The sequence below is a fragment of the Nonomuraea turcica genome, assembly GCF_030718205.1.
GTDB lineage: Bacteria > Actinomycetota > Actinomycetes > Streptosporangiales > Streptosporangiaceae > Nonomuraea.
Window position 1 is genome coordinate 17,471 of record NZ_JAUZQF010000046.1, and the last position, 25,909, is coordinate 43,379.

27 protein-coding genes and 2 pseudogenes are annotated in these 25,909 nt (G+C 67.3%); 12 read left to right on the forward strand and 17 right to left on the reverse strand.

Annotation, left to right across the window (positions count from 1 at the left end; translation table 11 throughout):
- Nucleotides 1-150: 150 nt before the first annotated feature.
- The 7 genes from Q9G87_RS57130 to Q9G87_RS57155 all read right to left on the reverse strand — a co-directional run bounded on the left by Q9G87_RS57130 (nt 151) and on the right by Q9G87_RS57155 (nt 7,234).
- Nucleotides 151-870 carry a hypothetical protein gene (locus tag Q9G87_RS57130; protein WP_305925085.1) on the reverse strand — a complete coding sequence of 240 codons (720 nt, stop codon included), beginning with the start codon at nt 868-870 and terminating at the stop codon, nt 151-153.
- A 30-nt stretch (nt 871-900) separates the two neighbouring features.
- Nucleotides 901-1,521 (reverse strand): hypothetical protein, encoded by a 621-nt coding sequence (locus Q9G87_RS57135; RefSeq protein WP_305925086.1) that lies wholly within the window; start codon nt 1,519-1,521, stop codon nt 901-903.
- An 89-nt stretch (nt 1,522-1,610) separates the two neighbouring features.
- Complete coding sequence (locus Q9G87_RS57140; RefSeq protein ID WP_305925087.1) at nt 1,611-1,985, reverse strand: hypothetical protein; 375 nt, start codon at nt 1,983-1,985, stop codon at nt 1,611-1,613.
- A gap of 103 nt (nt 1,986-2,088) precedes the next feature.
- Entirely contained in the window at nt 2,089-4,995 is a 2,907-nt protein-coding gene (locus Q9G87_RS57145; protein WP_305925088.1) for an AfsR/SARP family transcriptional regulator, read from the reverse strand.
- Nucleotides 4,996-5,077: 82 nt separating this feature from the next.
- Nucleotides 5,078-5,269, reverse strand: a complete 192-nt coding sequence (locus Q9G87_RS61210; RefSeq protein WP_371825996.1) for an aromatic-ring hydroxylase C-terminal domain-containing protein — start codon at nt 5,267-5,269, stop codon at nt 5,078-5,080.
- A gap of 343 nt (nt 5,270-5,612) precedes the next feature.
- A complete protein-coding gene (locus Q9G87_RS57150) occupies nt 5,613-6,443 on the reverse strand; it encodes an SDR family NAD(P)-dependent oxidoreductase (protein ID WP_305925089.1) in 831 nt (276 codons plus the stop codon).
- Nucleotides 6,440-7,234 (reverse strand): SDR family NAD(P)-dependent oxidoreductase, encoded by a 795-nt coding sequence (locus tag Q9G87_RS57155; RefSeq protein ID WP_305925090.1) that lies wholly within the window; start codon nt 7,232-7,234, stop codon nt 6,440-6,442. The genes Q9G87_RS57150 and Q9G87_RS57155 overlap by 4 nt, the downstream gene beginning before the upstream one ends.
- Nucleotides 7,235-7,331: 97 nt before the next feature.
- Here Q9G87_RS57155 and Q9G87_RS57160 point away from each other — a divergent pair, with 97 nt between their 5' ends.
- Nucleotides 7,332-7,862 (forward strand): PadR family transcriptional regulator, encoded by a 531-nt coding sequence (locus Q9G87_RS57160; RefSeq protein ID WP_305925091.1) that lies wholly within the window; start codon nt 7,332-7,334, stop codon nt 7,860-7,862.
- A gap of 59 nt (nt 7,863-7,921) precedes the next feature.
- A complete protein-coding gene (locus Q9G87_RS57165) occupies nt 7,922-8,617 on the forward strand; it encodes a calcium-binding protein (protein ID WP_305925092.1) in 696 nt (231 codons plus the stop codon).
- 427 nt (nt 8,618-9,044) lie between these two features.
- On the opposite strand, the gene Q9G87_RS57170 is transcribed toward Q9G87_RS57165, so the two are convergent.
- Nucleotides 9,045-9,650 (reverse strand): TetR/AcrR family transcriptional regulator, encoded by a 606-nt coding sequence (locus Q9G87_RS57170; RefSeq protein ID WP_305925093.1) that lies wholly within the window; start codon nt 9,648-9,650, stop codon nt 9,045-9,047.
- Between the two features lie 93 nt (nt 9,651-9,743).
- Between Q9G87_RS57170 and Q9G87_RS57175 the strand changes: the two genes are divergently transcribed.
- Both Q9G87_RS57175 and Q9G87_RS57180 read left to right on the forward strand, forming a co-directional pair.
- Complete coding sequence (locus Q9G87_RS57175) at nt 9,744-11,324, forward strand: carboxylesterase/lipase family protein (protein ID WP_305925094.1); 1,581 nt, start codon at nt 9,744-9,746, stop codon at nt 11,322-11,324.
- A 661-nt stretch (nt 11,325-11,985) separates the two neighbouring features.
- Nucleotides 11,986-12,174 (forward strand): hypothetical protein, encoded by a 189-nt coding sequence (locus Q9G87_RS57180; protein ID WP_305925095.1) that lies wholly within the window; start codon nt 11,986-11,988, stop codon nt 12,172-12,174.
- A gap of 178 nt (nt 12,175-12,352) precedes the next feature.
- Here Q9G87_RS57180 and Q9G87_RS57185 read toward each other — a convergent pair whose 3' ends face one another.
- Nucleotides 12,353-13,405 (reverse strand): MFS transporter, encoded by a 1,053-nt coding sequence (locus Q9G87_RS57185; protein WP_371825997.1) that lies wholly within the window; start codon nt 13,403-13,405, stop codon nt 12,353-12,355.
- 190 nt (nt 13,406-13,595) lie between these two features.
- On the reverse strand, nt 13,596-14,111 hold the full coding sequence (locus Q9G87_RS57190; protein ID WP_305925096.1) for an ArsR/SmtB family transcription factor: 516 nt from the start codon (nt 14,109-14,111) through the stop codon (nt 13,596-13,598).
- A gap of 449 nt (nt 14,112-14,560) precedes the next feature.
- Between Q9G87_RS57190 and Q9G87_RS57195 the strand changes: the two are divergent.
- From Q9G87_RS57195 to Q9G87_RS57205, 3 genes and pseudogenes are all read left to right on the forward strand, one after another.
- Nucleotides 14,561-14,977 (forward strand): annotated as a pseudogene (locus tag Q9G87_RS57195) (helix-turn-helix domain-containing protein); the annotation flags it as partial.
- Nucleotides 14,974-15,135, forward strand: coding sequence for a hypothetical protein (locus tag Q9G87_RS57200; RefSeq protein ID WP_305925097.1), 162 nt, complete (start codon nt 14,974-14,976; stop codon nt 15,133-15,135). The pseudogene Q9G87_RS57195 and the gene Q9G87_RS57200, both read left to right, overlap by 4 nt.
- A gap of 13 nt (nt 15,136-15,148) precedes the next feature.
- Nucleotides 15,149-15,358 (forward strand): integrase core domain-containing protein, encoded by a 210-nt coding sequence (locus Q9G87_RS57205; RefSeq protein WP_305925098.1) that lies wholly within the window; start codon nt 15,149-15,151, stop codon nt 15,356-15,358.
- 126 nt (nt 15,359-15,484) lie between these two features.
- On the opposite strand, the gene Q9G87_RS57210 is transcribed toward Q9G87_RS57205, so the two are convergent.
- From Q9G87_RS57210 to Q9G87_RS57225, 4 genes are all read right to left on the reverse strand, one after another.
- Complete coding sequence (locus Q9G87_RS57210) at nt 15,485-15,652, reverse strand: hypothetical protein (protein WP_305925099.1); 168 nt, start codon at nt 15,650-15,652, stop codon at nt 15,485-15,487.
- A gap of 49 nt (nt 15,653-15,701) precedes the next feature.
- Nucleotides 15,702-16,619, reverse strand: coding sequence for a hypothetical protein (locus tag Q9G87_RS57215; RefSeq protein ID WP_305925100.1), 918 nt, complete (start codon nt 16,617-16,619; stop codon nt 15,702-15,704).
- 71 nt (nt 16,620-16,690) lie between these two features.
- Nucleotides 16,691-17,059 (reverse strand): peptidase inhibitor family I36 protein, encoded by a 369-nt coding sequence (locus Q9G87_RS57220; RefSeq protein ID WP_305925101.1) that lies wholly within the window; start codon nt 17,057-17,059, stop codon nt 16,691-16,693.
- Nucleotides 17,060-17,295: 236 nt separating this feature from the next.
- On the reverse strand, nt 17,296-17,697 hold the full coding sequence (locus Q9G87_RS57225; protein ID WP_371825998.1) for an SLOG cluster 4 domain-containing protein: 402 nt from the start codon (nt 17,695-17,697) through the stop codon (nt 17,296-17,298).
- A gap of 127 nt (nt 17,698-17,824) precedes the next feature.
- Between Q9G87_RS57225 and Q9G87_RS57230 the strand changes: the two genes are divergently transcribed.
- Nucleotides 17,825-18,415 carry a sigma-70 family RNA polymerase sigma factor family protein gene (locus tag Q9G87_RS57230; protein ID WP_305925103.1) on the forward strand — a complete coding sequence of 197 codons (591 nt, stop codon included), beginning with the start codon at nt 17,825-17,827 and terminating at the stop codon, nt 18,413-18,415.
- 637 nt (nt 18,416-19,052) lie between these two features.
- On the opposite strand, the pseudogene Q9G87_RS57235 reads toward Q9G87_RS57230, so the two are convergent.
- The 3 genes and pseudogenes from Q9G87_RS57235 to Q9G87_RS57245 all read right to left on the reverse strand — a co-directional run.
- Nucleotides 19,053-19,325 (reverse strand): annotated as a pseudogene (locus Q9G87_RS57235) (transposase); the annotation flags it as partial.
- Between the two features lie 342 nt (nt 19,326-19,667).
- A complete protein-coding gene (locus tag Q9G87_RS57240) occupies nt 19,668-21,407 on the reverse strand; it encodes an outer membrane protein assembly factor BamB family protein (RefSeq protein ID WP_305925104.1) in 1,740 nt (579 codons plus the stop codon).
- Nucleotides 21,408-21,632: 225 nt separating this feature from the next.
- Nucleotides 21,633-22,001 carry a DoxX family protein gene (locus Q9G87_RS57245; RefSeq protein ID WP_305925105.1) on the reverse strand — a complete coding sequence of 123 codons (369 nt, stop codon included), beginning with the start codon at nt 21,999-22,001 and terminating at the stop codon, nt 21,633-21,635.
- A 107-nt stretch (nt 22,002-22,108) separates the two neighbouring features.
- Between Q9G87_RS57245 and Q9G87_RS57250 the strand changes: the two genes are divergently transcribed.
- From Q9G87_RS57250 to Q9G87_RS57265, 4 genes are all read left to right on the forward strand, one after another.
- Nucleotides 22,109-22,708 carry a TetR/AcrR family transcriptional regulator gene (locus Q9G87_RS57250; RefSeq protein WP_305925106.1) on the forward strand — a complete coding sequence of 200 codons (600 nt, stop codon included), beginning with the start codon at nt 22,109-22,111 and terminating at the stop codon, nt 22,706-22,708.
- A 95-nt stretch (nt 22,709-22,803) separates the two neighbouring features.
- Nucleotides 22,804-24,417, forward strand: a complete 1,614-nt coding sequence (locus Q9G87_RS57255) for an FAD-dependent monooxygenase (RefSeq protein WP_305925107.1) — start codon at nt 22,804-22,806, stop codon at nt 24,415-24,417.
- Nucleotides 24,418-24,448: 31 nt separating this feature from the next.
- On the forward strand, nt 24,449-25,321 hold the full coding sequence (locus tag Q9G87_RS57260; protein WP_305925108.1) for an SAM-dependent methyltransferase: 873 nt from the start codon (nt 24,449-24,451) through the stop codon (nt 25,319-25,321).
- Complete coding sequence (locus tag Q9G87_RS57265; protein ID WP_305925109.1) at nt 25,272-25,694, forward strand: AfsR/SARP family transcriptional regulator; 423 nt, start codon at nt 25,272-25,274, stop codon at nt 25,692-25,694. The genes Q9G87_RS57260 and Q9G87_RS57265 overlap by 50 nt, the downstream gene beginning before the upstream one ends.
- Nucleotides 25,695-25,909: the final 215 nt, after the last annotated feature.

Here is a 25,909-nt window from a genome sequence, read left to right on the forward strand (position 1 = left end):
TCCCAGTCGCCGCGCGACCTGGCGTCGAACAGCGCGCGCTCGACGTCGGTGGGCGGCGCCCAGGATGGCCGTAGCTAGCCGCGTTCTTGATCGGCATTCCCATGCAGGCGCACCTTATCGACTAGTTCCAACGCGTATGACCAACTCCGGTCACTCGACGGGGCCGGCCACCTGTTCCCAGCGCTTGTCCGCGGGCAGGCCGCCGAGGCCGGTCACCTTCGGGTCGGGAGCCGTCGCCCTCAGCAGCGCGACAAGGGCCTCTGCGGGCTGCCCGACGACCTTGGCCCGCACCGTGGCATCGTCCTCCGTCGCCGTGGTCCTGGCGTCCTCGATCGTCTGCGGCGTGCCTTCCGACTCGCCCTGCCCGATCACGCCGTTGTCGTACGGCAGCGTGCCCCCGGGGCCGAGCGGGCCCCAGCCCTCGCTGTAACGGGTCATCGCCATCAGGTAGGTGTGGCCGATCTCCACCCGCGGCGTGTCGTGCCCGGCCAGCCGCCGCCGCACGTCGCCGGTGAACTCCCACCCGGCCAGGTGCATGGTCAGAGAGGCGGGCGGCTGCGCCGCGCCCTCCCGGCTCCACAGCACCCGCTGGATCTCGAGTGTGCCGGTCCGGCCGATGTACCCCTCCCCGGCCTGCAGTTCCTCCGCCGAAGGCGGCACCTCCTGCTCGGACACCACCTTCACCTCCGCCAGGTGGTCGGCGTAGCTGACCCAGTTAACCGGCAGGTCGGACGGCAGGCGCGCCTCGCCGTGCGCGATCGTCACCTCATCGGCCGCCGGAGGGCTGTGCGCCGAGACCGCCGAGAAGTACGCGCCCGCCCCCAGAGCCAGGACCGCGGTCACTGCCACCAGGCTCTTCCGTGCTCGCATGTGCCACGACACCTTCCTCGTCATCCTGCTCTAGTACGTGGCGTTGATCATGTCGACGTTGTGCGCGCCCAGGGACGATGACGTCGACGGATTGGTCATACAGCCCAGCCGCGTGTCGTCGTTGGACAGCGGGTAATGGGCGTTCCTGCCGTGCGTCAGACCCACGGCGTGCCCGGTCTCGTGGCAGACGGTGTTGATGCCCGGCGCTGCGTTCTTGAACCGCACGTAGTGCTGGTCACATCTGTTCGGATTGGAACCGACCCGGTCGTTGCACCAGGCGAATCCCGCATAGCCGTCGGGAATGGTGCCCTGGAAGTAGACGATGTCCGTCTCGCCACTGCCCGACCACACCACGGTGGACTTGTAGCTGAAGGTGAGGTCGGTCGAGTTGTACCGGCCGGCGATGGTGTCGATCCGCGACTTCGCCGTACTGGAGAGACCCGAGGTGTTGTAGAAGTAGGTGACGGTGCTGTTGTCAGTCTGGCAGAAGCCCGCCCTGACCAGTGCGGCGCTGCTCGGGCAATCCCAGGACGTGTTGAGCGTCGGGTACATGTTGTCAGTGATCGGCGCGGCGGTCGCGGGGGTGCTGCTGAACCCCACCAGGGCCAGGGCCGCGGCCGTCTGGCCGAGCCGTTGTAACGTCTTGCGCAAGCGGGCTCCTCCGTGTGGATTCAAGCCGGGGCTCCGGGTCCGGCGTGCCATGGACCGGTCTCTTCCATGCCGCGCCGCCCGATGACGGGTCAGCAGCCCTTGGTGATCTCAGTGAGCGTGCCGGCCAGCCCGATATGGAACTTCTTCCGCCCCTTTGTCCCCCCGTTGGTTACCAGGCACTCCGTGTAGCTGCCGCCGACGGAGTTCTTGATGTGCACCTTCGCCGGCACCCGGTGCCTGCAGTGATTGTTGAAGTAGACGGTGACCGTCATGCTCCCGTCGCCCCAGGAATAGTTGGCCTTGGCCCCCTTGGGGCTGGTGCACTTGATGCTGGCCCTGTGAGTGACGGCGGCCTGCCGCACCGAATGCGCCGACTGTGCCGACGTCATGCCGGGCGCCACGGCGTGAGCGGTCCCGCCGGGCAGCGTCGTGAGCGCGCCCGCAGCCACCACTGCCGACACCATGACTCGCAGGTTTTTTGTCATCATACTTTCTTTCTTCTCGGCCTTTCTGCGGGAGTCATGCTGGCCTGTGGCGCTGAAACGGCACTGAAAAGGCGTTGAAAGCTCAGTATTGCCTTTCGATCACCTGCGGTGTCGCGGGTGTTTCGTTGTTCTCCAGAGCGTGCCTTTCCTCGGCTGTGATGAGGTTGAGGTCCTGCATAATGGCGATCGAGCGTCGCCAGGACCGGAGAGCGTCAGAGGTCCGGCCCGCGTCGTGGAGCGCACGCCCCAGCCCCCATAGGATGTCGGCCTGCCGGAACTCGCTGACAGGGCCCGCTTCCCGGTGGAGGTCGAGCGCATGCTGGTAATAGGTCACGGCTTGCCCCGGGCGTCCGGCCAGGCGGTGCGCCTCGGCGAGGTGACCGACGGCGAGTCCGAGGTAGGCCGAGATACCGGCCTCTCTGTAAATGGCGATCGTGCATGTGTGGGCGGCGATGGCCTCGGCGAAGCGCCCCGTCCGTTGGTAGGCCAGCCCCAGGTGCGTGAGGACCGTCGCCGGGGTCAAGCGGTTGCCCGCCTCGCCGACGCGGGCGAGGGCTCGCAGGTGGTAGGAGATGGCTTCGTCGTAGCGGCCCGCGCTCCTGTAGGCGACCCCGATGTAATCGAGCAGCGCCGCCTCTCGGCTGGTGTTCCCGGCTCGTCGGAAGGCGGTCCGGGACCTGTGCAGGTGGTGGATGGCGTCGTCCGGGCGTCCCATGTAGATGTGCGCCCAGCCGAGATCGCCGTGCGCGACGGCCAGGTGGAGGAGGTCGTTCGTGTGCTTCGCGGCCACCAGCGCCAGTTCGCCGAGGTGGAACTGCTTGAGATAGAGGCCATGTTCGTGCAGCAGGACGGCGAACATCGCAGCCAGGCCCACCACCTCGTCCGCCACCGGCGTGCGCGTCGCCTGGTCCATGGCCGCCAGGATGTTGTCCACCTCGGCGGCGATCCACGCCCTTGTCTCCTGGCTCGTCTCCAAGATCACACCCGGGTGGATCAGGTCGGGCGGACCGATCTCCAGCCGCCACGTGCTGCCCCTGTTCAGCGTTCGGCTGATCGTGCGGACGGTGGCCAGGTAGTGATGCAGGAGCCGGCGGAAGGCCAGTTGCCGCGCCCGCCGGCTCTCCTCTTCTTCGGCGCGCTCTCGGGCGAACAAACGCAGCAGGTCGTGCAGCCGGTAGCGGTCCGGGATGTAGTTGTCCACCAGTTGCGCATCGACCAGGTGATCGAGCAGATCCTGCGCTCGTTCCTCGGGGAGATCGGCCAGCGCGGCCGCGGCGGACAGGCTGATGTCCGGCCCGTCGAGTATGCCCAGCAACCGGAACATCCGCGCCGCGGCCCGGCCCTGCGGGTCTGCGTGCAGATCCTGGTAGCTGGTCTGGAAACTGGCCCGTACCGCCCGATCGTCGGCGCGCAACTCGTCCAACCGCCGCCGGGTGTTCTCCAGTCGCTTGGCCAGGACCGCGAGCGACCAGGCCGGCCGAGCCCTCAGCCGCGCCGCCGCCAGGCACAACGCCAGGGGCAGGCCGCCGCACAGCCGTACCACCTCGACCGCCTCAGCGGGCTCGGCGGCGACCGTCGTCTCTCCCACCATGGCACGCAGTAGATCGAGGGCCTCTTCGTCAGACAGCACGTCCAGCGGGATCTGTACGGCGCCCTCGAAGGAGGTGAGCCTGCGCCGGCTGGTGATCAGCACCGCGCACCCGGGGCTGCCGGGAAGGAGCGGGCGAACCTGCGCGGCGTCGCGCGCATTGTCCAAGATGACGAGCATGCGCTTGCCGTGGGTCAGCGAACGGAAGCGGCCCGCGGCCTCCTCCAGACCCGTGGGGATGGCCGAGTCGGCCACGCCGAGGGAGCGCAGGAATCGGCGTACGGCCTCCATCGGCTTCACCGGGCCGGCGTGGGGTGTGTCGCCGTGCAGGTCGATGTACAGCTGGCCATCGGGAAAGTCGCCGGCGACGGCGTGCGCGATGTGGATGGCCAGCGACGATTTCCCGACCCCGCCGAGCCCGCTGATCTGGCAGATCCGCAGCCCGCCTGACCGGCCCGCGCTCAGGGTCTCGTACACGCGGGCCAGCTCGGCCGCCCGCCCGGTGAAGGAGACCAGGCCGGCGGGCAGTTCCGCGGGCACCAGCGGGACAGGCACGCCCTCCGGCTCCGCTGCCGAGCGGCCATCGTGATCGAGGACGGTGGCGGGGACGCCGCCCGCCTCGGTGAGGTCGTCCTCCTTCAACATGCGTTGGTGTAGCTGCTGCAGTTCGCTCCCGGGGTCGATCCCCAGTTCCTCGACCAGCCGTCCACGCAGGTCACGGTAGGCGGCCAGCGCGGCTGCCCGTCTGCCGTCCTGGCGTAGCGCCACCATCGCGAGGTGGACCAGCCGCTCCCGCAGCGGATGCTCGCTGATCAGCAAGGGCAGCTCGGCGAGCGCCTGGCGATGTCGCCCCAGCCGCAGGTCGATCGCGATGCGCTGCTCGACCGTGCTCAGCCACTCTTCCTCCAGCGTCGCGCCGTACGTGTCGCGCAGCCAGTCACCCGCCACGTCGGCCAGGGGCGGTCCGTGGCACAGGCGCAGCGCCTGTCGTAACAGGTCGCTCGCCGGGGTGGGATCGCTCGCGTGCGCGCACGCCACCAGCTCGCGGAAGCGCAGCAGGTCCACCCGTGCCGGGTCGAGGGTAAGCCGGTATCCCGGCGGCGAGGTGGACAACTCGACGTCGGGCATCCGGGCGAGCAGCCGTCGGAGCCTGGATATGTATCCCTGAACGGCGTTGCGTGCCGAGGCCGGAGGCTCCTGCTCCCAGACCGCCTGCATCAACCGATCGAGCGGTACCGTCCGGCCGGCGTTGAGCAGCAGCATCGCCAGCACCGAGCGCTGTTGCGGGGTGGAAGGTCCGATGAACCTGTCACCTGCCCAGATGCCGACGGGCCCCAGCAGGCGGAACTCCATGTCGTCCGGCTGGTGCGTCTTCGGGGACCGGCTGTCAGGCGCCGTCATGTCCTCGCACGCCGCACGGCACCAGGGCGGGCTCCTCGCGGCTCATGGGGATCATTGTAGTCATCGCTGCGTGCACAGATCGTCACATATCTGGCGGCGGGGTGCCGCACCATGCCGACAGCGCTGATCGGATCCCGGCTCGCGACCCTGCCCAGGCGACATAGCCGTCGGGGCGGATCAGAGCGGCTTCCGGTCGTTGCCGCCTGAGAGCGCGTACATGCCGTCCCCGGTCCGCCCACGCGTCCGGTCCGGCTTCGCCTGCAGTGAGCAGCACAAACCGCTACAGGCATTGTTGATCACCGCGCCGACGCAACTGCGCGAACACCTTGCCGGACGCAGGGGCGCCAAACTCGTCCAGGCCTGCGCCACTCTGTGCCCCGGGGACGACCTGGCCGATCCCGCTCACGGCGTCTCCCGCCTGACCTGCGACACACGCACCTGCACCTACCTGCAGCGACGTACGGCAGACAGGCTGTCCAAAAAAAGAGATCATCCGCTGCCTCAAGCGATGCATCGCCCGCGAGCTCTACAAGATTCTGACCCCCCCGATTACCGACGCCTTACCAGCAAAAGATCTTGCAGAAGCCGCTTGACGGCCATAGGGGCATCCCACACGTCTATTGCGATGCGGTACTGGCCGGATACGGTCCGCGAAGTTGCTCGGTGATCTCCCACAGGCGTCTTGCGGCCTCCGTGTCGTAGGAGGCGGGAGAGGAGTTGGTCAGCGTGTTGCGGTCGTAGTAGCCGCCCTTGACCACGTCGGGATCGGTGGCGAGCACGCAGAGCGGTTCGGCGCCCTTGGCGGCCGAGGGCGCCAGTGCGGTGACAGCCATGACCTGCAGTCGGGGGAAGGACCGGCCGAGGTCCGTTCGAACCATGCCCGGATGGAGCGCCACCACGGTCATGGCTGGGTATCGTCGCTGAAGCTCGTAACTGAACAGCAGGTTGGCCAGCTTGGCTCTGCTGTATGCCAAGGTCGCCTCATACGACCGCTCGCTCTGCAGGTCGTCGAAGTCGAGTGTGACGGGCCCGCTTCCGCGCATCGCCCGGGCGTGTCCGATGGAGTTGACATTGACCACCCGACCATCGGTCCTCAGCAGTGGGAGAAGGGCCTTGGTCAGCGAATACGGCGCAAGGTGGTGCACGGCGAAGTTGAGTTCCATGCCTTCGTCGGTGAGCCTGCGTCGTGGCTCCATAACGCCGGCGTTGTTGATGAGCACGTCCACGGTGCCGAGCGCTTCCGTGATCGATTCGGCCACCTGCGCGACACCCGCCGAGGTCGATAGATCGCCTTGGACGAAATGAGCGCCGTGCAGACGGACTGCGAGTTCCTCGCCACGTTGTGCATTGCGCCCGACGAGAACCAGCTTGTGACCCGATGCCGCCAGCCTGATCGCTGCTTCCCTTCCGATGCCGGCAGTGGCTCCGGTGAGCACTACCGTCTTCACTTCGCGATTCCCATCATCTGGCCGAGCAGGCGGTCGCGGAGCCGAGTGGGCAGGTGGGCCAGCATGAGCAGGACGCGGGCATCACCGCCCACGACGTAGCGTGGACGCGGCCGTCGGGCTTCCAGGGCGTGGACGATGGTGTCGGCTACTGCGTCCACCGGGCTCAGCCGCTGCTTCTTCATGGCGTCGCCGAAGCCTGTGAGCTGCTTTCCGTAAAGATCGAGAAGGTCCTGCGGAACGGTCTTCAGGGAAGTCGTGGCGGCTACGGCAGCTTTTTCGAAGATGGGGGTGTTCATCGCCCCTGGCTCGATGAGCACCACAGGGATCCCCCAGTTGGCCAGTTCGACCCGTGCCGCGTCCGACAGCGACTCCATTGCCGCCTTGCTGGCCGAGATCGGGCCGAGGTGCGGCACGGCTACGCGGGCGGTGGGGGCGCTGATGTTGACAATCCTGCCGCGTTCTTGCCGCAGCAGCGGCAGAAACGCGCGCATCACAGCGGCCGCGCCGAACACATTGACCTCGAACTGCCTGCGCAGTTCGGCGTCGGACACGAGTTCCACGGGACCCTGCACGATCACACCGGCGTTGTTGACCAGGGCGTGCAGTCCGCGACCGTTCAACTGTCCGGCGATCTTCTTGGCCGCGTGCTGAACGCTTGTCTCGTCGGTGACATCGAGGTCGAGTGCACCCCCGCGCGCCGTGGGAAAGACGGTGAACCCGCGCGCCGTCAGGCGAGCGGTCAGCGCCGTGCCGACGCTGCCTCCCGCGCCGGTGACCAGTACGGCTCGCATACAAACCTCCACATGTTCTTCGGGACATGTACTAATGGACATAGAACACCTGGCCCTCGGGACATGTCAAGATGGTTCACAGACAGGAGGGGGCACGATGTCACTCAGGTACGGTCTGCTGGGCCTGCTGGCCGAAGGTCCGGCCAGCGGCTACGACCTGACCAGGCGGTTTGAAGAGGTGCTCGGCGCCGTCTGGCCCGCTCAGCACCCGAAGATCTACGCTGAGCTGCGCAGACTCGCCGATGACGACCTGATCGCGGTGGACAGCCAGGGGCCGCGCGGCCGCAAGGCCTACCGCATCACCGAGTCCGGCCTGGCCGAGGTGCGCTCCTGGTTGGCCGGGGCCAACGTCGATCACACGGTACGCATGGAGTCGATCCTGAGGTCGTTCTTCTTCTGGCTCATGACGCCACAGGAACTCGCCACACATCTGGACAGGGAGGCGGCGTTCTTCTCCACAACGGCCGCGCGGTACCGCGATTACGCCGCAGCCAAGGATCGCGGAGATTTTGGCGACAGTTTGCCGACGCAGTCGCTGCGTGTGGCCATCGAGGCGGGAGCGCGCCTGTATGACGCACTCGCCGAGTGGGCCGAGTGGGCCAAGGCCCATCAAAGGTCACTTGAATAAGAAAACCTGCTCCGCCGACTCCCGGCACAGGGCAGCCAGCTTGGGTTTGCCCTGCCGTCGTGATCAGGGATTCCGGTGACGTGGTCCAGCACGGCGCCTTCTGCGAGCCGTTCGACGGCGGTGTGCGCTGCAATGGTTTCGTCCAGTACATCCAGATCTCTTTGGGTGACCAGGACGATGTCGTCAGCAACCTCAGCGCCATCAGCAGCCGGGTGTTCGGCGGCGACGGCAACGACCGCGTCGACGCCGGCGACGGCAACTCCCGCTTCATGGGCGGCCCGGGCAACGACACGCTCAACGGCGGCCAGGGCAACGATATCCTGCAGGCCGAGGTCCTCACCGACGGCGCCGACACCCTCATCGGCAGGGGCGGCGTGGACGCCGTGGACTACAGCTCGCGCGTCCACCCCCTGACCGTCTCGCTCGACGGAGCGGCCAACGACGGCGTGGCCGACGAGGGCGACAACATCGGCGCCGGCGTGGAGAACATCGTGGGCGGCAGGGCCGGCGACGTCCTGCGCGGCGACGACAGGGCCAACCAGATCGACGGCGGGATCGGCGACGACACGATCAGCGGCCTAAAGGGCGACGACAAGCTCAACGGCAATGTCGGCAGCGACGTCATCAACGGCGGCCCGGGCAACGACACCCTGTCCGGCCCGTCCGACAACGCCGTCGACACCCTGAGCGGCGACACCGACACCGACACCTGCAACGGCGGTGCCGAGGACGTCGAGACTAACTGCGAGCTCTGACCCTCCGGCGCCACCCTGCGAGCGCTCCGCTCCCCGTAACTCCTGTGGGCGCTCCGCCCCTCCCCACACCCCGCACGCGCGTGCCGCCCCCCACCCGGCACGTGCGTATTACGGGTTCAGCCGAGGTATGGGCAGAAACGGCAATTGATCAAGTCGCTTCGTAATCTCGGAAGCCGAGGGCGTGTTCGGCTATCCGGGTGGCGCAATCTTTTCCCAGGTCCTGCGGCTAAAGAGGTCGGACAAGCTCAGGGGAACTCACGGGATATTGCACACCAAGAAGGCACGCTTGGGCCTGGACGCCGCCCGCGCTCAGGGCCACATGGGCGGCCGGCCGGTCGCGGTGACCGACGACATACCTAACGATCGATTCCGTACAAGATCAACGCCGTTTGGGGCTTGAAACAGGGGCCAAGAAGATTCGATTGCGTTACGCCGGTTGGTCGGCTGTGGGCGTGGTCGTGAGGAGGCTTCGCAGGCCTTCGGCGTAGCTGTTGGCATCGAGTCCTAGCAGGGCCCGCTGGACGATGAAGCCGTGGATGCTACCGAGCAGGACGCCTGCCAGATGTTCGGGTGAGACCTCGCCTGGGGTGAGACCGCGGTGCTGGTGGGCTTCGATGAGCTGGACGAACCACAGTTTGACGGGAGCGATGGCGTCGGTGAAGAGCGAGGCCGTCGCCGGGTTGCGCAGGGCTTCGCCCCAGATCTGGATGGCGAGCCGCGGGGTCCCGTCTTCGGTATCCAGTCGTTCGATGGCGCGCAGGATCTCGGCGAGCGCCTCCAGGAGCGTGGGCGGCTCGTCGAGGAGCGTCCGTTCGAACGCGGTGGTCACCTCGACCAGGGTGGCTTCCACGATGGCCAGCACGATGGCGTCCTTGCTGGGGAAGTAGCGGTAGAGATTCCCGGCCGACATCTGCGCTTCGTGCAGGATGTCCTGCATGGATGTCGCGTGGAAGCCGTTGTCGAGAAAACAGCGGCGTGCAGCGGCCAGGACGTGCTGACGGCGCGCGCTGGCTGCATTCGGTGAGGCTGACACGCTTCCGAGCTTGGAATGAACGTTCGCTCTTGTCAACTTCGCCAGGGGTGTGCTGAAGTGATGAGAATGAACGTTCCTTCTCAAGGATGGGTCATGAACAATCCGAACCCTGTTGTCACCACTGGCCTGGGCAGCCTCCAGGGGAGCTGGGACGGGCGGGTGGCCTCCTTCCTCGGCGTGCCGTTCGCCGCCGCGCCCGTTGGCGACCTGCGCTTCGCCGCTCCGCAACCCCATGCCCGCTGGCGAGGGATCCGACCGGCCACCGCTTTCGGGCCGGCCGCCCCGCAGCCACCCGCCAACCCGGATAAGCCGGTGGACGCGATGCAATTGCTGACCGGCTCGCCGTCACTGGCCCAAGGCGAGGACAACTGCCTCACGCTGAACATTTGGACCCCGGGCGTCACCGGCGCGCCTCGTGCCGTGCTGGTGTGGATTCATGGCTCCGGCTGGCTCAGTGGCGCCAGCTCCTGGCCCGGCTATCACGGCCGGAATCTGGCGGCGGCCGAAGACATCGTCGTCGTCACGCTGAACTACCGGCTCGGACCGCTGGGCTTCCTACGCGTTCCCGGCGTCGCCGAGGGCAACATGGGGTTCCTGGACGCCGTGGCTGCCCTGCGTTGGGTGCGGGAGAACATCGCCGACTTTGGCGGTGACTCCGATCGTGTCACCGTGGCAGGCCAGTCCGGCGGCGCGGTGACCTCGGTGGCGCTCCTGACCTCGCCGTCGGCATCCGGTCTGTTTCGCCGGGTCTTCGCCCAAAGCGGCCCCATCGGTATCCCGATGCCCTCGCCATCCGAAGCCGAACAGACCGGAGGGGAATACCTGCACATCCTCGGCCTGACACCGGCGACAGCTCACCGGCTGCGCGACCTGCCGGCCGAACAACTGATCACCGGCTACCAGCAGCTCGTCGCAGGCGGTGGCCGGCGCCGCATCGGCGCCCCGGCTCCGCCGATGCATCCGATCGCCGGCGGCCCGGGCCTGCCCACGCCCGTGCTTTCTGCCCTCGCCAACGGCGCGGGCAGCGGCATCGACGTTCTCCTCGGCGCCACCGCCGAGGAGATGAACCCCTTCCTCGCCATCGACCCGTCCGCCGTGGCCATCACTCGCGAGGCCGTCCTGCAGATCTTGGAACGGCTGGCGCCCGGCACGGCCGGAGGAGACATCTACGACTACTACGCGAACCGGCGCCCCGGGGCCACTCCGTCCCAGGTCCTGGCCGACATCACCACCGACTGTCTGGTCAGGCTGCCGGCTCTCCAGGTCGCCGAGGCTCGCGCCCGCCACGGCCATCCCGGCTACGTCTACCAGATGGACTGGAGATCCCCGGCCCTGGGCGCCTGCCACACCGTGGACATCCCGCTGCTGTTCGACAACCTCCCCGCATGGTCAGCGTCCCCCATGTTCCACGGCGTCGACCCGGCTACCGTCGAACCGATCGGCCGCACCTTCCGCCGAGCCGTGGCCGCGTTCGTACGCACCGGGAATCCCAACGCTCAGAGTGTCCCCGCGTGGGAGGCGTATACCCCGGCCGATCGCCGTACCATGCGCTTCGACACCCTGACCACCGCCTTGGGCGACCCGGCCCGGGGCGAACGCCGACTCCTGCTCCCCCCCATGCAGGACCCGGCCGGGCAGCCCGAAGCGCCTCAAGCCATTGACGGTGGCCGGTGAACACCCCACGGGATACAGACGCCCGCGGCCCGGATGATCCCGAGCCCCGAAGCGGCTCCAGCCAGCCGCCGACTGGCAGCCCCGCACGACTGGCCGTGCTCATCGCCGTGCTGTCGTGCTTGGCAGCCCTGGCCTTCCGGGTCTTCAACGGCGCATCCGTCAGCCAATCAGCGTCGATCACGTCCGCCAGGGGATACCGGCGAGTCCGGCGACCAGGGATCAAGGCGAGCCGCCGGGTCACGGTAACCGTCGTCCCGTCGAACATCACCCGGGTCCATAACGTGGTCGCTTTGAGTGCAGGCGGCCGAGAGGGGCCCGCGGGCTGTTCCATCCGGGAATGGAAACGAGCCCAAGATTAAAGAGGATGCAAGGGGTAGCGGGCGGAGAACGCCACAGTCCCGATGATCAGGGCGATAGCTCAGTTTCGGATGTCCGACTGGTCCTCGCTTGCGGCATCGACCTCGGCTCTGATCTTGGCGGCCTGCACAGCGAAGTTCGCTACCTCGACCGCGTCGGTCTGGCCCAGCCACCGACTCTTGCCCTCAAGAGCGTCTACATAGGCGGGTCTGCGTCTTGTGTAGTCGGGCCCCAACGGTGGCAAGTTCAACTCGACAGTGCATGCTGATCCAGAGCGAAGCCGATGATCGGGAAGTAGACCACAGTGGCGGCCGGGGTGCGCACCGGCGGCCTGATGATCGATGGCAAGGAGCTCTCCCCGGAGCTGCCTCGGCGCCAGATCCTGCTGACGGAGCTTCGCGACCTGCTGACCTCTCGCAGGCTGTGCAACGCCACCCGCGACGCCGTCTGGCGCGAGCTCGCGATCCGGGCCCGCAGGGACGGTCCGCAGTAGCTGGTGGGAACGGTCGGGACGGCAGTGCCTGCCCTGCGGCGCACCATCCGTCCCGGTCCAGGACGGTGACTTTGACGTCATGGCGGTCATGCGCGATATCGTGCCTGCCTCGCGACCCGAGACAGGGCACACAATGAACACCAGCGTGGATCTTGTCCGCCCCGCCCACGTGACTGGTTCACTGTTTTGCGCTGACCTGATCGATCGGACGGGGCGAGGGCTCGGCCCCTGTGCGTGTGGAGAGATGTCGGACGCCGGGCACTGCGAGGGCCCCGATAGTCGCCAGAATGATCAAGCCCGCTGCGCCGTCGAGCGTTGCGGTGATGCCGATGGCTGCGGCGAGTGGCCCAGCCACGATCTGCCCGAGTGGGATGGCGGCGTATGAACACACGGCTTCGAAGGAATAGACGCGGGCGAGGACCTCCTGGGGGATGTTCTCCTGCAGTGAGACATCCCATGCCACCCCGAACTGCTCGGTCGCCAGACCGCCAGCGAGCATCCCGGCCGACAATGCGACGAGGTGAGGTTGGTGCGCGAGCACGAATATCGGCACGGCTGTGACTGCGGCGAGCGCCGTACCGTACCGTAAGGCCCTTTTCGGCTGCCAGTGCGCAGCCAGCACGCCCCCCAGCACGGAGCCCAGCATCTGGGCGGCGGTCACCAACCCCCACGACGTGCGTCCGATCGTGTCGTCGGCGATCACTGGGCCGAGCACTTGGATGGCTCCCGACAACACCGCGTTGAGAACCAAGAACTGCAGGCCGATCGCGATCACCCAGCTGCGGCCGGTGAACTCTCGCCATCCTTGACGTAGCTCGGCGAGCGGTTGGCTGCGCGGCATGCCAGAAGTCGAGGGAACTCGTACGGCTGCGAAGCATCCTGCCGTCGCCACGAAAGTTGCCGCGTCGATGGCCAATGCCCAGCCGGAGCCAACTGTGGCGACCAGTAGGCCACCTGCCGACGCGCCGATGATCATCGCACTGTACATGCCCGTCCTGACCAGGGCGTTGGCCTGGCGGAGCAGATCAGTTGGAACCGTCTGCGGCGTGATCGCCGACGCGGCCGGCATCGTCACAGCTGTTGCGGCTCCGTTGACCGCACCCAGCGTGGCGAGCAGAGGGATGGAAGCGAACCCACCGAGCATGCCGGCCGCGGCGACCATTTGGCTGACCGCCGCGAGTAGCGCTGCACCCTCCAGGAGCAGCTTGCGCGGCAGACGATCGGCAAGCACCCCCCCATCAGCGCCACGCTGGCGATCGCACGCGTTCCGACCACGACGCCGAGATCGGCCGCCGAACCGGTCAGATCCAGTACCGCGAAAGCCAACGCGATCGGGGCCATGCCGTTACCCAGGTGGTCGATCGTCCTCGCTGCGGTGAGCCACCGGAAGTTTCTGTGCCGCAAAGGCTTCACGACGCGGCTCATTGCTCGCCCATCTCGAAGAGGGCCATTGTGGTGCTGGTGCGGACCGCCCCCGATGCGTGAGGCGGCATGGCTCCGGCATGCAATCGGCGTGCGAGTTCAAGTGCCGCCGTCCGGATCTCCGACCACAACTCCGGCGTGACCCACAGGTCGGCGTCGACGATGGCGTTCCTCGAGCCCGGTTTGAAGCTGTCTGCTCGTCGGCGCAGTTCGGTGCTCAGTGCAACGGCCATCAGCACCTGCTCCTCACCGATCGTGAGGGGCATGTTGGCGCCGCTGGACGGATCGTGACTGTAACGCTTGGCCTTTCCCCCTCGAACCGAAACCTCTTCGGCTACCTCGACCAACCCTGCCTGGTGGAGCATGCGCAGGTGGTAGCTCACGTTGGCTTGCGTATCGCCCAGTTCGCGGGCGAGTTCTGTGGCGCTCATGCTGGTGCCGGTCAGTAGCGACAGGATCCGCAATCGGAGCGGATGAGCGAAAGCGCGCAGGCGTGCGGTGTCAGGGTTGCGCATGTCCGCATTGTTCATCACACGACGCGAAAGCGCAAAGAATTCTTTTGGGGGTGCGCCTTGCTGCGGGGCTCAAGAACTCGGATCACTTCCAGCGCAGAGCCCTTCGTCCGGTGGGCGGAAGGGCTCAGGGGCGCCGAGTGGCTGGTCTGGGTCGCCTGGGATCATGATTCGTGATCCTGTCTACGGTGTACGCCGTCGCCCGTCGCCTGCTGTCTTTTCCCGCGCTGCTGCTAGGAAGGAGCGTCCCCAAGGAGGCGGAACTGCTGGTACTCGGCATCAGAACACGGTCCTGCGCCGTCAGGTCCCGCGGGTGTGTTACGAGGGGGCCGATCGCCTGTGGTTGGCGGCGCTCTCGCACCTGGTACCCCGCCGCCAATGGGGGAGGATCTTCCCGATAACCCCGGCCACGTTGCTGGCCTGGCACCGCAACCTCGTGGCGAAGAAGTGGGACTACCAGCAACCGTCGCCGTCCCGGACGGCCACCGACCGCGGCTGCGGTCAAGTCTCTCATCCTGCGCATGGCCGCGGAGAACCCGAGGTGGGGCCACCGGCGCATCCATGGCGAACTTACCCGCCTCGGCCATAAGATCGCTTCCTCGACCGTGTGGAACATCCTGAACAAGGCCGGGATCGACCCCGCTCCGCGCCGTGGCGGGCCAACGTGGAAGCAGTTCCTGACCGCTCAGGCCGAGCACATCGTCGCCGTCGACTCCTTGCATGTGGACACTGCCAACCTCACACGCCTGTACGCCCTGATCATGCTCGAACACAGCAGCCGCCGCGCCCACCTGCTCGGCGTCACCGCCAACCGACCGGCCCGTGGGCCACGCAGGCCGCCCGTAACTTCCTCATCGACACAGACATGACGAAGCTGAAGTTCTTGATCCGCGACCGTGGCGGACAGTTCACCGATGCCTTCGACGCGGTCTTCGCCGACGCCGGCCTGCGGGTCATCGAGAGCCCACCGCAGGCCCCGAAAGCGAACGCGCACTGCGAAAAGGATCATCGGCACCCTACGCCATGAACTCCTGGACGGCATGCTCATCCTCAACGAGCACCATCTGCGCCGAGCCCTCACCCGTTACCTGGGGCACTACAACACGGCCCGACCTCACCGCGGCATCGGACAGTTGTGCCCGTCCCAAGCCGAAACCGGACCGCCAACCCCCATCGACCTCGCCCGCCACGAAGTCCACCGCAGAGCCGTCCTCGGCGGCCTCATCAACGAGTATCAGATCGCCGGCTAACGCCACGCCGAGAACCGGCAGGTCAGAGGACCAAATCCTGCAATTGAGCCCCACAGGGTGCGATCGTGCCGCCACGAACTTCTGGACCGCTGCCTGATCTGGAACGAAAACCACCTACGCCACGCTCTACGCGAGTACGAACAGTTCTACAACCAACACCGAGCCCACCAAGCCCTTGGCCAGGCAGCGCCACTGCGTACCGTCCCCATCCCGATCATCGATCCAGAGCGAATCGTCGACCTCAACATAGGCCGACGAGACCGGCTTGGCGGTGTGCTCCGCGAGTACTCGCATGCAGCTTAAACTGCATGGATGTAGTTTTCGGCAGGCGCACTGTCCGGAATCACCGTGGCCCCTCAACTGATGCTGGCTTCATCCTCAAGTTGAGTGCCGCGGCCTTGAGTTGCTGACCCTTGCTGATCTTAAGTGCCCGAAAGTACGCTGCGTGCGTGCGAACGGCGTCTTGCTGAATGCGTTTCTCCGCCGCGGCCCAGATCGAGACGAGATCGGTCTTCTCTTTGCACCAAACGTCTGTCTCCGCCGCCGTGGTCTCCTGACGGGAGGGACTCCCGGCGCTCATCCACCGCTCGTCGGTGACGGCCGCGAGAGGATCTGGGTAATGAAACCCCTTCTCTTTCATGCATGCGCTCCAGGCGCGAAATGCTGCTACGACATCTCCGTCGCGCTGAGATTCATCAAACGTCTGGCTGATAAGCGTGTTGAACAAAGACGTGTCGATATTCGGGGTGCCCTTCGAAAGATGCTCACGGGCTTTCTGCGAGCAGCCGTCCGCATCCTCGGCGGGATCGCCGTGAGCGGCACGCCGCGCTGCAGGCGACAGTTGCGCCATTCGGTCGTTCCGTGCCGCGTTGTACTGCGCCACCGATGGCCGGTCGAGGGGGGTGTGGTAGCCGAAGAGCCGGCCGATCTGCGGCTCGATGACGCCGTAACGGCGGCGGTTCTGTGGTTCGATATCCTCCTCGGCCGGGAGAGGCACAACTTTCCACTCCATCCCCTGGCCGCGCATGCAGTCGCGGATGAGGAGATCCTCCGCGGCCTCGATCGTCATGATCTCGGCCGGGGAGAAGTTGTACGCGTCGAAGGGGACGGCGAGTTGCTGAGCCTCTTCACCTGGGAACGGAACATGCACGGCAGACGCTGTCGTTTCGCCCGGTCGAGAGGGGGATTCTGCCGTCGCCGCCGAGCAGCCACCGGCCGCGATGATGAGAGCCAGCACCGCGCTCGTCAGCCGAACAGACACGTTGAGCTCCTATGAAACATGGGCGGAGTGTGGCGACGATGCCAGATGCACACTCCGCCCCACCCATGCGACTATCTGAGGGAGCTCGCCTTATTGTCGAAACCGTTATTGCTGAAGTCTTCGTCCTCGCTGTTGGGCTTGGCGGTGTAGCCCACCGCGCCCGCACAATTACGGCTATTATACAACCTTACGGACCGGTCCGTCGAATTTATCATCGAGCTCGCGCTGTCGTTCATGGGGCCATCCACGTTCTGACAGGTGCCGTTCGGCCAGAACATGACCCACTCCCCGCCCCAGAAGTTGTGTTCGTCGTGCTGGAACAGGCAGAACTCAGCACATGAGGCGGCGGCCGAGCTGGCCTGAGCGGTCGCATTCGAGCTGAATAGGGTTGTGGCACTCAGCAATAGAGCGCCTATGGCGAGAATGGTCTTGCGCTTCACGTGTCATGCTCCAATCGATTGATTCACTACGGCACCTGTCGGTGCCGGTACCCCCAAGACGGGGGCCGATCCCACGAGTGATTCGCTTGGCTTTACTCCCCCGGTCAGTTGCCCTATCGCCAGGCATTCGCCACGCTACCCAGCATTGCCACATCAGACTTATGCACAGAGTCCACACTTCCTTGACTCTGCGTCTACGAGAAGTGAGGTCGGCACCACCTCGGTGCGTGGCGCCGTCACCAGAGCCCGGTGACGGTCCGCGCCTCCTCCGGCGATGCGGCATACCGGATCCCCGGCACCAGGCGGCCGTCCTGGTCGAGGAGGCGCCACCCGCCGAGCTGGACCACGGGGATGTCGCCGCGACGCATGGCGAATGACACCTCGGACAACGTGTCCCAAGACCCGCCGACCGCGATCACGGCGTCTCCGGAGCTCACGATGATGGAATTGCGGGCCTCCCCGACGCCGGTCGGGATCACGATCGACAAGTCCGGATTGGCCTGCTCGCGGTCCGCACGGGAGAGGATGCTGACCACCATCCTGCCCGCCGAGCGTGCGCCCGCCGCACCGCCAGCGCAGGGCCGCTTCTGTGATGGTCTGGGCCATCGTCGCCCAAGGCGATCACCATCTCGCACCACTCGTCATCAACAAGCGCCGCCGAGTCAACGGCGGCAAGACGAACATGCTGGTGTTCGACGTCCAGCGGGCCGTGCTCACGTTGCGCGACGTGCTGGCGTTCCGGACGGCCGAGGTCGCCGAGCCGAGATGCTGGACACGACGACCGCGGCCGTCGACAGCGCGCTCCGCCGCGCCCGGGCCAGCCTGGCCGAGGCCGGACCGGTCGAGGACGACCTGGCCGAGCCGGACGAGGCAACCCGTCGAACGCTGCTCGACGGCTACGTCGACGCGTTCACCCAGGCGGACGCTGACGCGCTGGTGAGCCTGCTGCGGGCCGACATCGAGATGGAGATGCCGCCGATCCCGACCTGGTTCACCGGCCAGTGGGCCGTCGCCGGGTTCCTGGCCGGCCGGGTGCTACGCAGGGATCTGTGGCGGATGGTGCCCACCCGCGCCAACGGCCAGCCCGCCCTGGTCGTCTACCGGCGCTCGAGCAACGGCCGGTACGAGGCGTACGGCATCCAGCTCCTGACCTTGATCGGGGCCCGGATCTCCCGCATCACGGCGTTCAACGACCCGCGTCTGGTGCCGACGTTCGCGCTTGCGCCCGCGACGCGACCTGAACCGGGTCCCGCAGCAGCCATGATCGCCACCCCCGAGCCCGGGCCGCTCCTCCGAGCGGGCCGTACAGGCGATCGCCGCCTGGCGCGACGATGGTCGGCGGTCAGCAGATCATGAGGGGTTGCGAACGCCATCGAGGTGTTCGCCGTTCTGTTGATCAGGGCCCCTTGATGTCGTAGTCGTGGGCGACGGCCAAGGGGTACGTGCTGGGGCAGTTGGCAGACGACTGTGTGCCTACCGGCTTCCACGGGCCGTTTACCGGTTTCTTGTCAGTCTTGCTGGCGCAGTGGGCGACGGCCCGCACATATCCCGATCCGGATGTGCAATTGGCCCAGGTGTAGTCGTCCTGCCAGCCGAATCCGTGAGTACACCCGCTTGGCGGAGGGTCGGCGTGGGCCGCGCCAGGAGTGAGGGTGACAACTGCCGCCGCTGCGACGATGGTCGCAAGCATCATGACCTTCATTGCTCATGGCCCCTTTTCGCTTCTGCCCGATGACCTTGTGTCATGCGGCAGCGAGCTTAGGCGGGGTGAAGGGCGAAGTCGTTAGCACGTACTGCAGAGTGTCTTGACGCTCGGTCTACACCCACGCGCTCGTCTTCTTCTTCCGCCATGGCGCCGATGATGCTGCTGCTGCGCCCCGCACGCCGTACGCCGAGTAACGGGATCGTGACCCCTTCCCCTACCGCATCAAGATCGACTCATGGGGTCAGCCCTGCTATCTGCGGCGTGTGCTGGCCGAGTACGAAGCGCATTTCAACGATCATCGGCCTCCATCGCTCTGGGGCAGGCCGCCCCGTCGTGATGCCAGGCGACGCCGAACACCTTCTTGCCCGACCGTTTGAACAGGGTGTCATCGACCACCACGATGATCGCCGAGCCCGGCGGCAGCAGCCGGGCCACGACCAGATCACACAACACCAGCCCGAGAGCGTCGGCGCACCAGCGAGACGCGGAGAAGAAGCGGTGCGCGCGGCAATGATGCCACACCCGTTCCAGCCCGGCGCTCAGCAGCATCCCGCACACCGTGCCCCGTGCCCCGCCGCGTCTGTGCGATCAACCCCACCACAAGAGCGACGAACGAACGATGACCCGGCGCGGTGAAACACGACCGGAACACCGCCAGCAGCGCGGCCAGCGACGGTAACGTGCCATCTGGGAGCATCGACGGATCACCTTCAACCAGGGTGTTACAGACACCGCCGATGCTCCTCCCGCATTCCGGTTCCCGCCTGGTATACCAGCGAAGCCCCCGGAAACCGGCGCTCGCTACGCGCACGTCGATCTTGGAAAACGGTGAAACGCGAGCGCTACAGTCCGTCACCACAACAATCTTGGCAGAGCCAGAATCTGTATGAGGGGATGCATACATCAGACCAGGCCGGTGATCGTCGAGCTCTCTGTGTGGGAGACGATCACTGAGCCGGGGGCCCGCAACACCGATAGGTGGAGCCTCGTGTCCGAGGTGCGCTCGTGCCAAGGCAGACCGATCGGGATCCGGACCGTCTCAGGTGTGTCCCACGGTGCGACGAGCGCGGTGACGGTCATGGTCATGTTGCCGTTCCAGGATGGGTACGCGGTGATCAGTGCGCTGTCCAGGGGTAGATCCACGGCTGTGAGGTCCCCGAAGTGCGATCGCTCGAGGCCCGCCAGGGAAAGCGACACCCGCTTCTGGCCGCCCGTTCCGAACGGTTCCCAGCGGTAGACGAAGTCGTCCACCTTCGACGGCACCCTCTCCGGCGCGACAAGGGAGCCGTTGGCGGTGAACGGGCCGGTCACCCGCTGTTCCGCGATGACCTTTCCGGACGCCTGCGCCAGTACTACGCCTTCCCGCTCGCCCCAGATCACCGACAGAGCGTCCGCAGCCGACGACCGGTGGATCTCGATGGTGTACGGCATGGCCGACACCTTCCGCTCGTGCCGCCACACCTCAGCGCCCGTTGCGGGATCGAGCCCGAGCACCGTGACAGTGAACCGGCTCCGCTTGTACTGCCAGTACTCCTGACCGCCCTCGTCGCGCCTCCAAGCAACCTTGTTGGCCTCCTCCTCGATCCCTGGAGCGCAGAAGATCACCAGAGCGAACACGTCGCGTGCCATCTCCCGCGGGCTGGTCGACCGGGAGCCGGGTCCTTCCACGCAGCCTCCTGGTGCCTCGTACCGCCAGGAGATCTCCGACGTGGCCGGATCCCATCCGGTGAGACCCGGCCTGCCAGAGTGCCAGGTGACAACTCCTCTGGAGCTCAACCGTACCTCCGGGTGGCTGCCCCACTCTTGCGAGCGGACGCCGACGACCTCGCCGGTGTGCGCGTCCAGCACCCACGCCCGCCACCCGAATTCGACCATCACGGTGTTTCCGTCGGGCGATGCCCAGAAATCGCCGGCTCTGGATCCCGGCCTGCGGTGGTGCCAGCGTTCCTTGCCGGTGACGCCGTCCAGCGCGACGAGGCCGTCCGTGACCTTCACCACCGGCCCGTCGCCCGCGATCACGACCTCTTCTACGGGCCTGTCATCGGGAGTCTTCCACTGCCACCCGACCTTACTCACCGACGCCGGCACTGCCGCCGAGCGTCCGCTTTTCTCCGTGGTGCTGGCGTTGACGGGCAGCACCACGGCGGCGACCACAGCCGCCGCGGTTATCGCCGCTACAACAGTGGATCCGCCCACCGCGCCGGCGATCCCCCTCTTCACCGGCGTGAACGCGATGGCCATGACGACGAACCCGGCCACCGCCGCCGTCAGCCCCGCTGCGAACGCGGCCTCGGACACCTCCGGCACACCCGCCGCGAAGCCGTCCCCGACCTTGATCCACCCGAATACGGCAGGCGCCCCCAGCACCACGGCGCACGCCCACGCTCGGACGCGAACATCAGCCGGTGGCCGCGCGCCGTCCGATTGCCGCCCCGCCGCATTTCGGGCCGTCCGGACGACGGCGACGACCAGCCAAAGGATCAGCGATCCCCCCAGGATGAGCGCCGCTGTGGTGAGGATGGGAGGCCGGGCGGGCGAGGAGGGCAGCGACCGCCAGACGAAGTACGCCCAGCCTGTGATCATCGATCCGGCGAGGGCCAGGCCGCCGCCGAACCAACCCCACCATTGACGAGCAAAGATCATGACTCCTCAAACGCGCGACCGCCTTCAAGGCGTTCCACGGCCGGTATGACAGATTGGTAACCTGCGGCTGTCCGGCCGGTTGACTGATGTTGCCGGGGCGCAGCCTGGCGTCGAAGGACGCCGAGATCTTGGTGCAGCGCCACAAGGTGCGGTGTTGCAATGTCAGGTGAGCCGTCCCCTGACGGTCCAGTCCGAATCGCCATCCTCGCGTGGCTCGTCCCGTATTCACAACAGCGTCAGCAGCAACATCGTGGTCGCCCCGGTGACCAGGGCCAGCAGCACCGGAACCACGGCGTGTGAGCGGTGGCGCCGGTGGGTGAAGTCGCGGGCACGCAGGTGATATCCGATCGCGCCGATCAGCAGCAGTGTCAGACCGGCTGCCGCTGCGACGGCGAGCGGTCTCCACCAGAGGCCGGCTACGAGCCCGAGGGTGCCGGCGATCTCCAGGGCGCCGATGGACCGGGTCGTCGCTGAGCCGACGCCGAGTCTGAGCAGGTTGGCGGCCACCTGAGGTCGAAGCAGCAGCTTCTGCGCGCCGGCGAGCAGGAAGACGAGAGCGACCAGAGCACTCAGCGTGGTGGCGGCGAATGACATGGCAGGGGCCCTTCCAAGTAAAGAGAACGAATGTTCTTTCACTATGGCGAAATGGGAGGCGTTGTCAAGGACGAATGTTCGTTCTATGTTGGGGTCCCATGGCACGCATGCCCAAAGAGCACCTCGAGGCCCGCCGCCGCCAGATCCTGGACGCCGCCCGGCGGTGCTTCATCCGCAACGGCTTTCACGCCACGTCCATGCAGGACGTCTTGTCCGAGGCGGAGCTGTCGGCCGGAGCCGTCTATCGCTACTTCAAGAGCAAGGACGACATTATCGCGGCGATCTCCACCGAGGCTCTGGCCGAGGTCGCGTCGGCGTTCGAGGCGGATGAGACCGCCAGGTTGCCGGATCTGGACGACATCGTCGATCTGGTGCTGGGGGTGGATCGGCCACCGCTGTCCGCATCGCGGGAGTCCGCCCAGTTGCTGGTCCAGGTGTGGTCGGAGGCGCTGCGTTCGCCGTCGTTGTGCGCGAAGCTGAAGGAAGTCATGCAGGAGGCTCGCGGCGTGGTCGGCGGCCTGGTGGCGCGGCATCAGCAGCGCGGGTTGCTGTCCGCGGACGTCCCGGCCGAGCACGTGGCCGATGTCCTGATGGCGCTCGTGGACGGGTTTCTGGTGTTCCGTGCGGTGTACGGACACGCGGATCCGGTGGCCTTCAGGAGCGGCCTGCAGGCCCTGATGTCGGCGCCCGCGCAATCCGCTCGATAGAGAACGAACATTCGCTCTTGACGTGAGCGAGGGGTCGTGCTGTTCTAAAAAGAACGGTCGTTCGTTCTAAGAGGGTGGGTTTGTTGACTACGAAAGTGGATGTTCTCATCGCCGGCGCGGGACCGACCGGCCTGGTGCTGGCCATAGAGCTGGCGCGCAGAGGCGTGATCCCGCGCGTCGTCAACGCCGAAAGCGCCGGCCACCGGGAGAGCCGGGCCGTGTCCATCGTGGCCAGATCGCTGGAGATGCTGGACGATCTCGGGCTCGCTCAGGCCGCCATCGAACGCGGCGTGCCGCTGCACACGCTGAACTTCTACCAGGGCACGACAACCCTGGCCGAGATGGACGTGACGGCCGTGGACTCACCGTTCCCGCTTGACTTGTGCATCCCGCAGTGGCAGACGGTCGCGCTGCTGCGCGAGCATGCCGAGCAACTCGGGGTCACCGTCGAATGGGGCACCCGCCTGCTCGGGCAGGAGGCCGACGAATACGGCGTGAGCGTGGAACTCGAGCACGGAGACGGGCGCCGCGAGCGGTGCCGAACGGGCTGGTTGGTCGGCGCCGACGGCGCCCACAGCACCGTCCGTGAGACAGCGGGCATCACCCGGAAAAGGGCCGATCTGAAGCGGGGCTTCATCCTGGGCGACGTCGCCGTGGACTGGCCACTCACCCGCGACCGCTTCCACGTCTACTTCGACCGGTCCGGCCTGGTGGCCGTCTTCCCCATGATCGGGGGCTACTGGCGCATCCTGGCCAGCACCCCGGACGACAACCCACCGGACAATCCCGGGCTGGACCACTTCGCCGCCTACGTCGCCGACCGCACACCCCTGGACTCCCGCGTACGAGACCTGCAGTGGAGCTCGTCTTTCGTGGCCCGCGAGAGCCTGGCCGACCGGCTACGTGAAGGCCGGGTCCTGCTGGCCGGCGACGCCGCGCACAGCCACAGCCCGGTGGGCGGCCAGGGCATGAACACCGGCATGCAGGACGCCTACAACCTGGGCTGGAAACTCGCGCTCGTCGTCACCGGCCGCGCCGGCGAATCCCTCCTGGACAGCTACCAGGCCGAACGCTGGCCCGTGGTCAAGGCCGTGGTCGAGGCCACCTCGACCACCACGAAGGTCGCCACCGGCAGCACACTGGCCGCCCGCCGGGCCAGACGGCACGCGCTGCGTCTCTTCGGCGGCCTCAACCCCGTGCAGCAGCGGCTGTCGAACGCCTTCGGCGAGCACCTCGTCCACTACCGCGACAGCGACCTGGTCTTCGAACGCTGGCAGGAGTCGCCAGCCAAGGCGTGGAGCGACATCGCCCGTACCGGTCCGGAAGCCGGAGAACTGGTGCGGGACGCCTACGTCGAGAACCGCGAGGGCCCGGTGGCGCTGCGGCACCTGCTCCGCACGCCGGGCCACCACCTCCTGCTGTTCGCCGCGGACACCACCGACTCCGCCACCCTGGCCGCCTGGCAGGCCACGGCACGCGAGGCGATGGCCCGGCACGGCGAGGTCCACGTCATCACCCGCGGCCACCTGCCGCACGACCCCATGGACGGCATCTTCGCCGATCTGCGCAGCGAGGCGCACAACCGCTACGGCGTGCGCCGCCCCAGCCTGTACATGATCCGCCCAGACAAGTACGTCGGCTACCGCGGCGACAGCGTCGATTTCGCACCCGTCGGCGACTACTTCCGCGCCCTGGCCGCCCGCCCGTGAAACCCCTGCCAAGAAGGAGCCGGAAAGCCCCGTGACACGAGAGCCGAACATCCCCGAAAGCCTGACCGGAATCGGCGCCACCGCCTTGGGAGTCGCGCTCCTGCGCGCCCAGGAGAGCGACCGGCCGGACCGCCTGTTCAACGACCCCTACGCGCGGCACTTCCTCCAAGCCGCCGACCCGGCCTCCTCCGCATGGACCGCCGGCCCCTCGCCCGCAACCGCGCATTTCCTGCAGGCGATGGCCGAGCAGGTCGCCGTACGCACCCAATTCTTCGACCACGCCCTGCTGAACGCGGCCGCGCAGGGGTGCGACCAGGTGGTCCTCGTGGCGTGCGGCATGGACGCCCGCGCGTTCCGGCTCCCCTGGCCGCCCGGCACCACGGTCTTCGAGCTGGACTTCGCCGACGTGCTCGCGTTCAAGGACGCCGTACTGGCCCGTCACGACGCCACCCCCACGTGCCACCGCGTCGAGGTCGCCACCGACCTGCGCCAGGACTGGCCGCGCGCATTGGCAGCGTCCGGCTTCGACCCCGATCGGCCGGCCGCCTGGCTGGCCGAGGGCATCCTGTACGCGCTACCAGCCGAAGCCGCCGACCTGCTCCTCGACCGGATCACCGCTGCCTCCGCCCCCGGAAGCGCTCTCGTCCTCGACCACGGAGAGGACTCCGACCTGCTGCGCACCGCCCGCGCGGACATCTCCGCCGAACTCGTCGGCCTGTGGCGGGGCGGCCCCACCGAAAGCCTGGACACCTGGCTCGCCCGGCACGGCTGGCAGCCGACCGTGACGGACATCGCCGAGGCCGCGGCCGCCTGCGAACGCCCGACGCCGCCCGCGTTCGACCCCGCCCGCGCCAATGCCGGGCGCGGCTGGCTGGCGACGGCACACCTCCCGGAACCACGTTAAGAAGACCCTCGGTGTGTCATGCGGCGCGCGAGGACATGACGGCGCGCGGCAGCCGCCCCTCGAAGGCGCACCGGTCGGGCGGCGTGGAGTTCCGTCTGTTGGGGCCCCGTCGGGGTTCCGGGCGGGTCGCAGGTTCCTCGGCCCCTCCACCCGGCAGCGGCGTTCGGTGCTGGCGATGCTGCTGCTGAATCCGGGCCGGACGGTTCCATTCGATCGGCTGATGCGGGCGCTCTGGAAACAGGAGCCTCCGGCCTCGGCACGCAACGCCGTTCAGGGGTATGTGCCCAGGCTGCGGCGGCTGCCGGAGACGGGGCTGTCCATCTCGCTGCCGGCCTGCGCCGGATCGACGAATCCGGGTCAGCCGGCAGAGTGACCGTGCCCGGTTGGTACGGAGCGCGCTACTCGGCCGAGGGAGGGGATGGAAAGCCGGACGCCGGTCACTGAACCTAGGTACCGGCTTGTCCGGCATCTGCCCCGATTCCGCCGTGGCGGCCGGGAATCCTAGCGTTGGAGCCGGAACCCTGTTCGCCGCGACGCTGTTGGACAGGGTTGCGCGCGCTGCTGCACGGGCGAGGTGCGCACGATCGC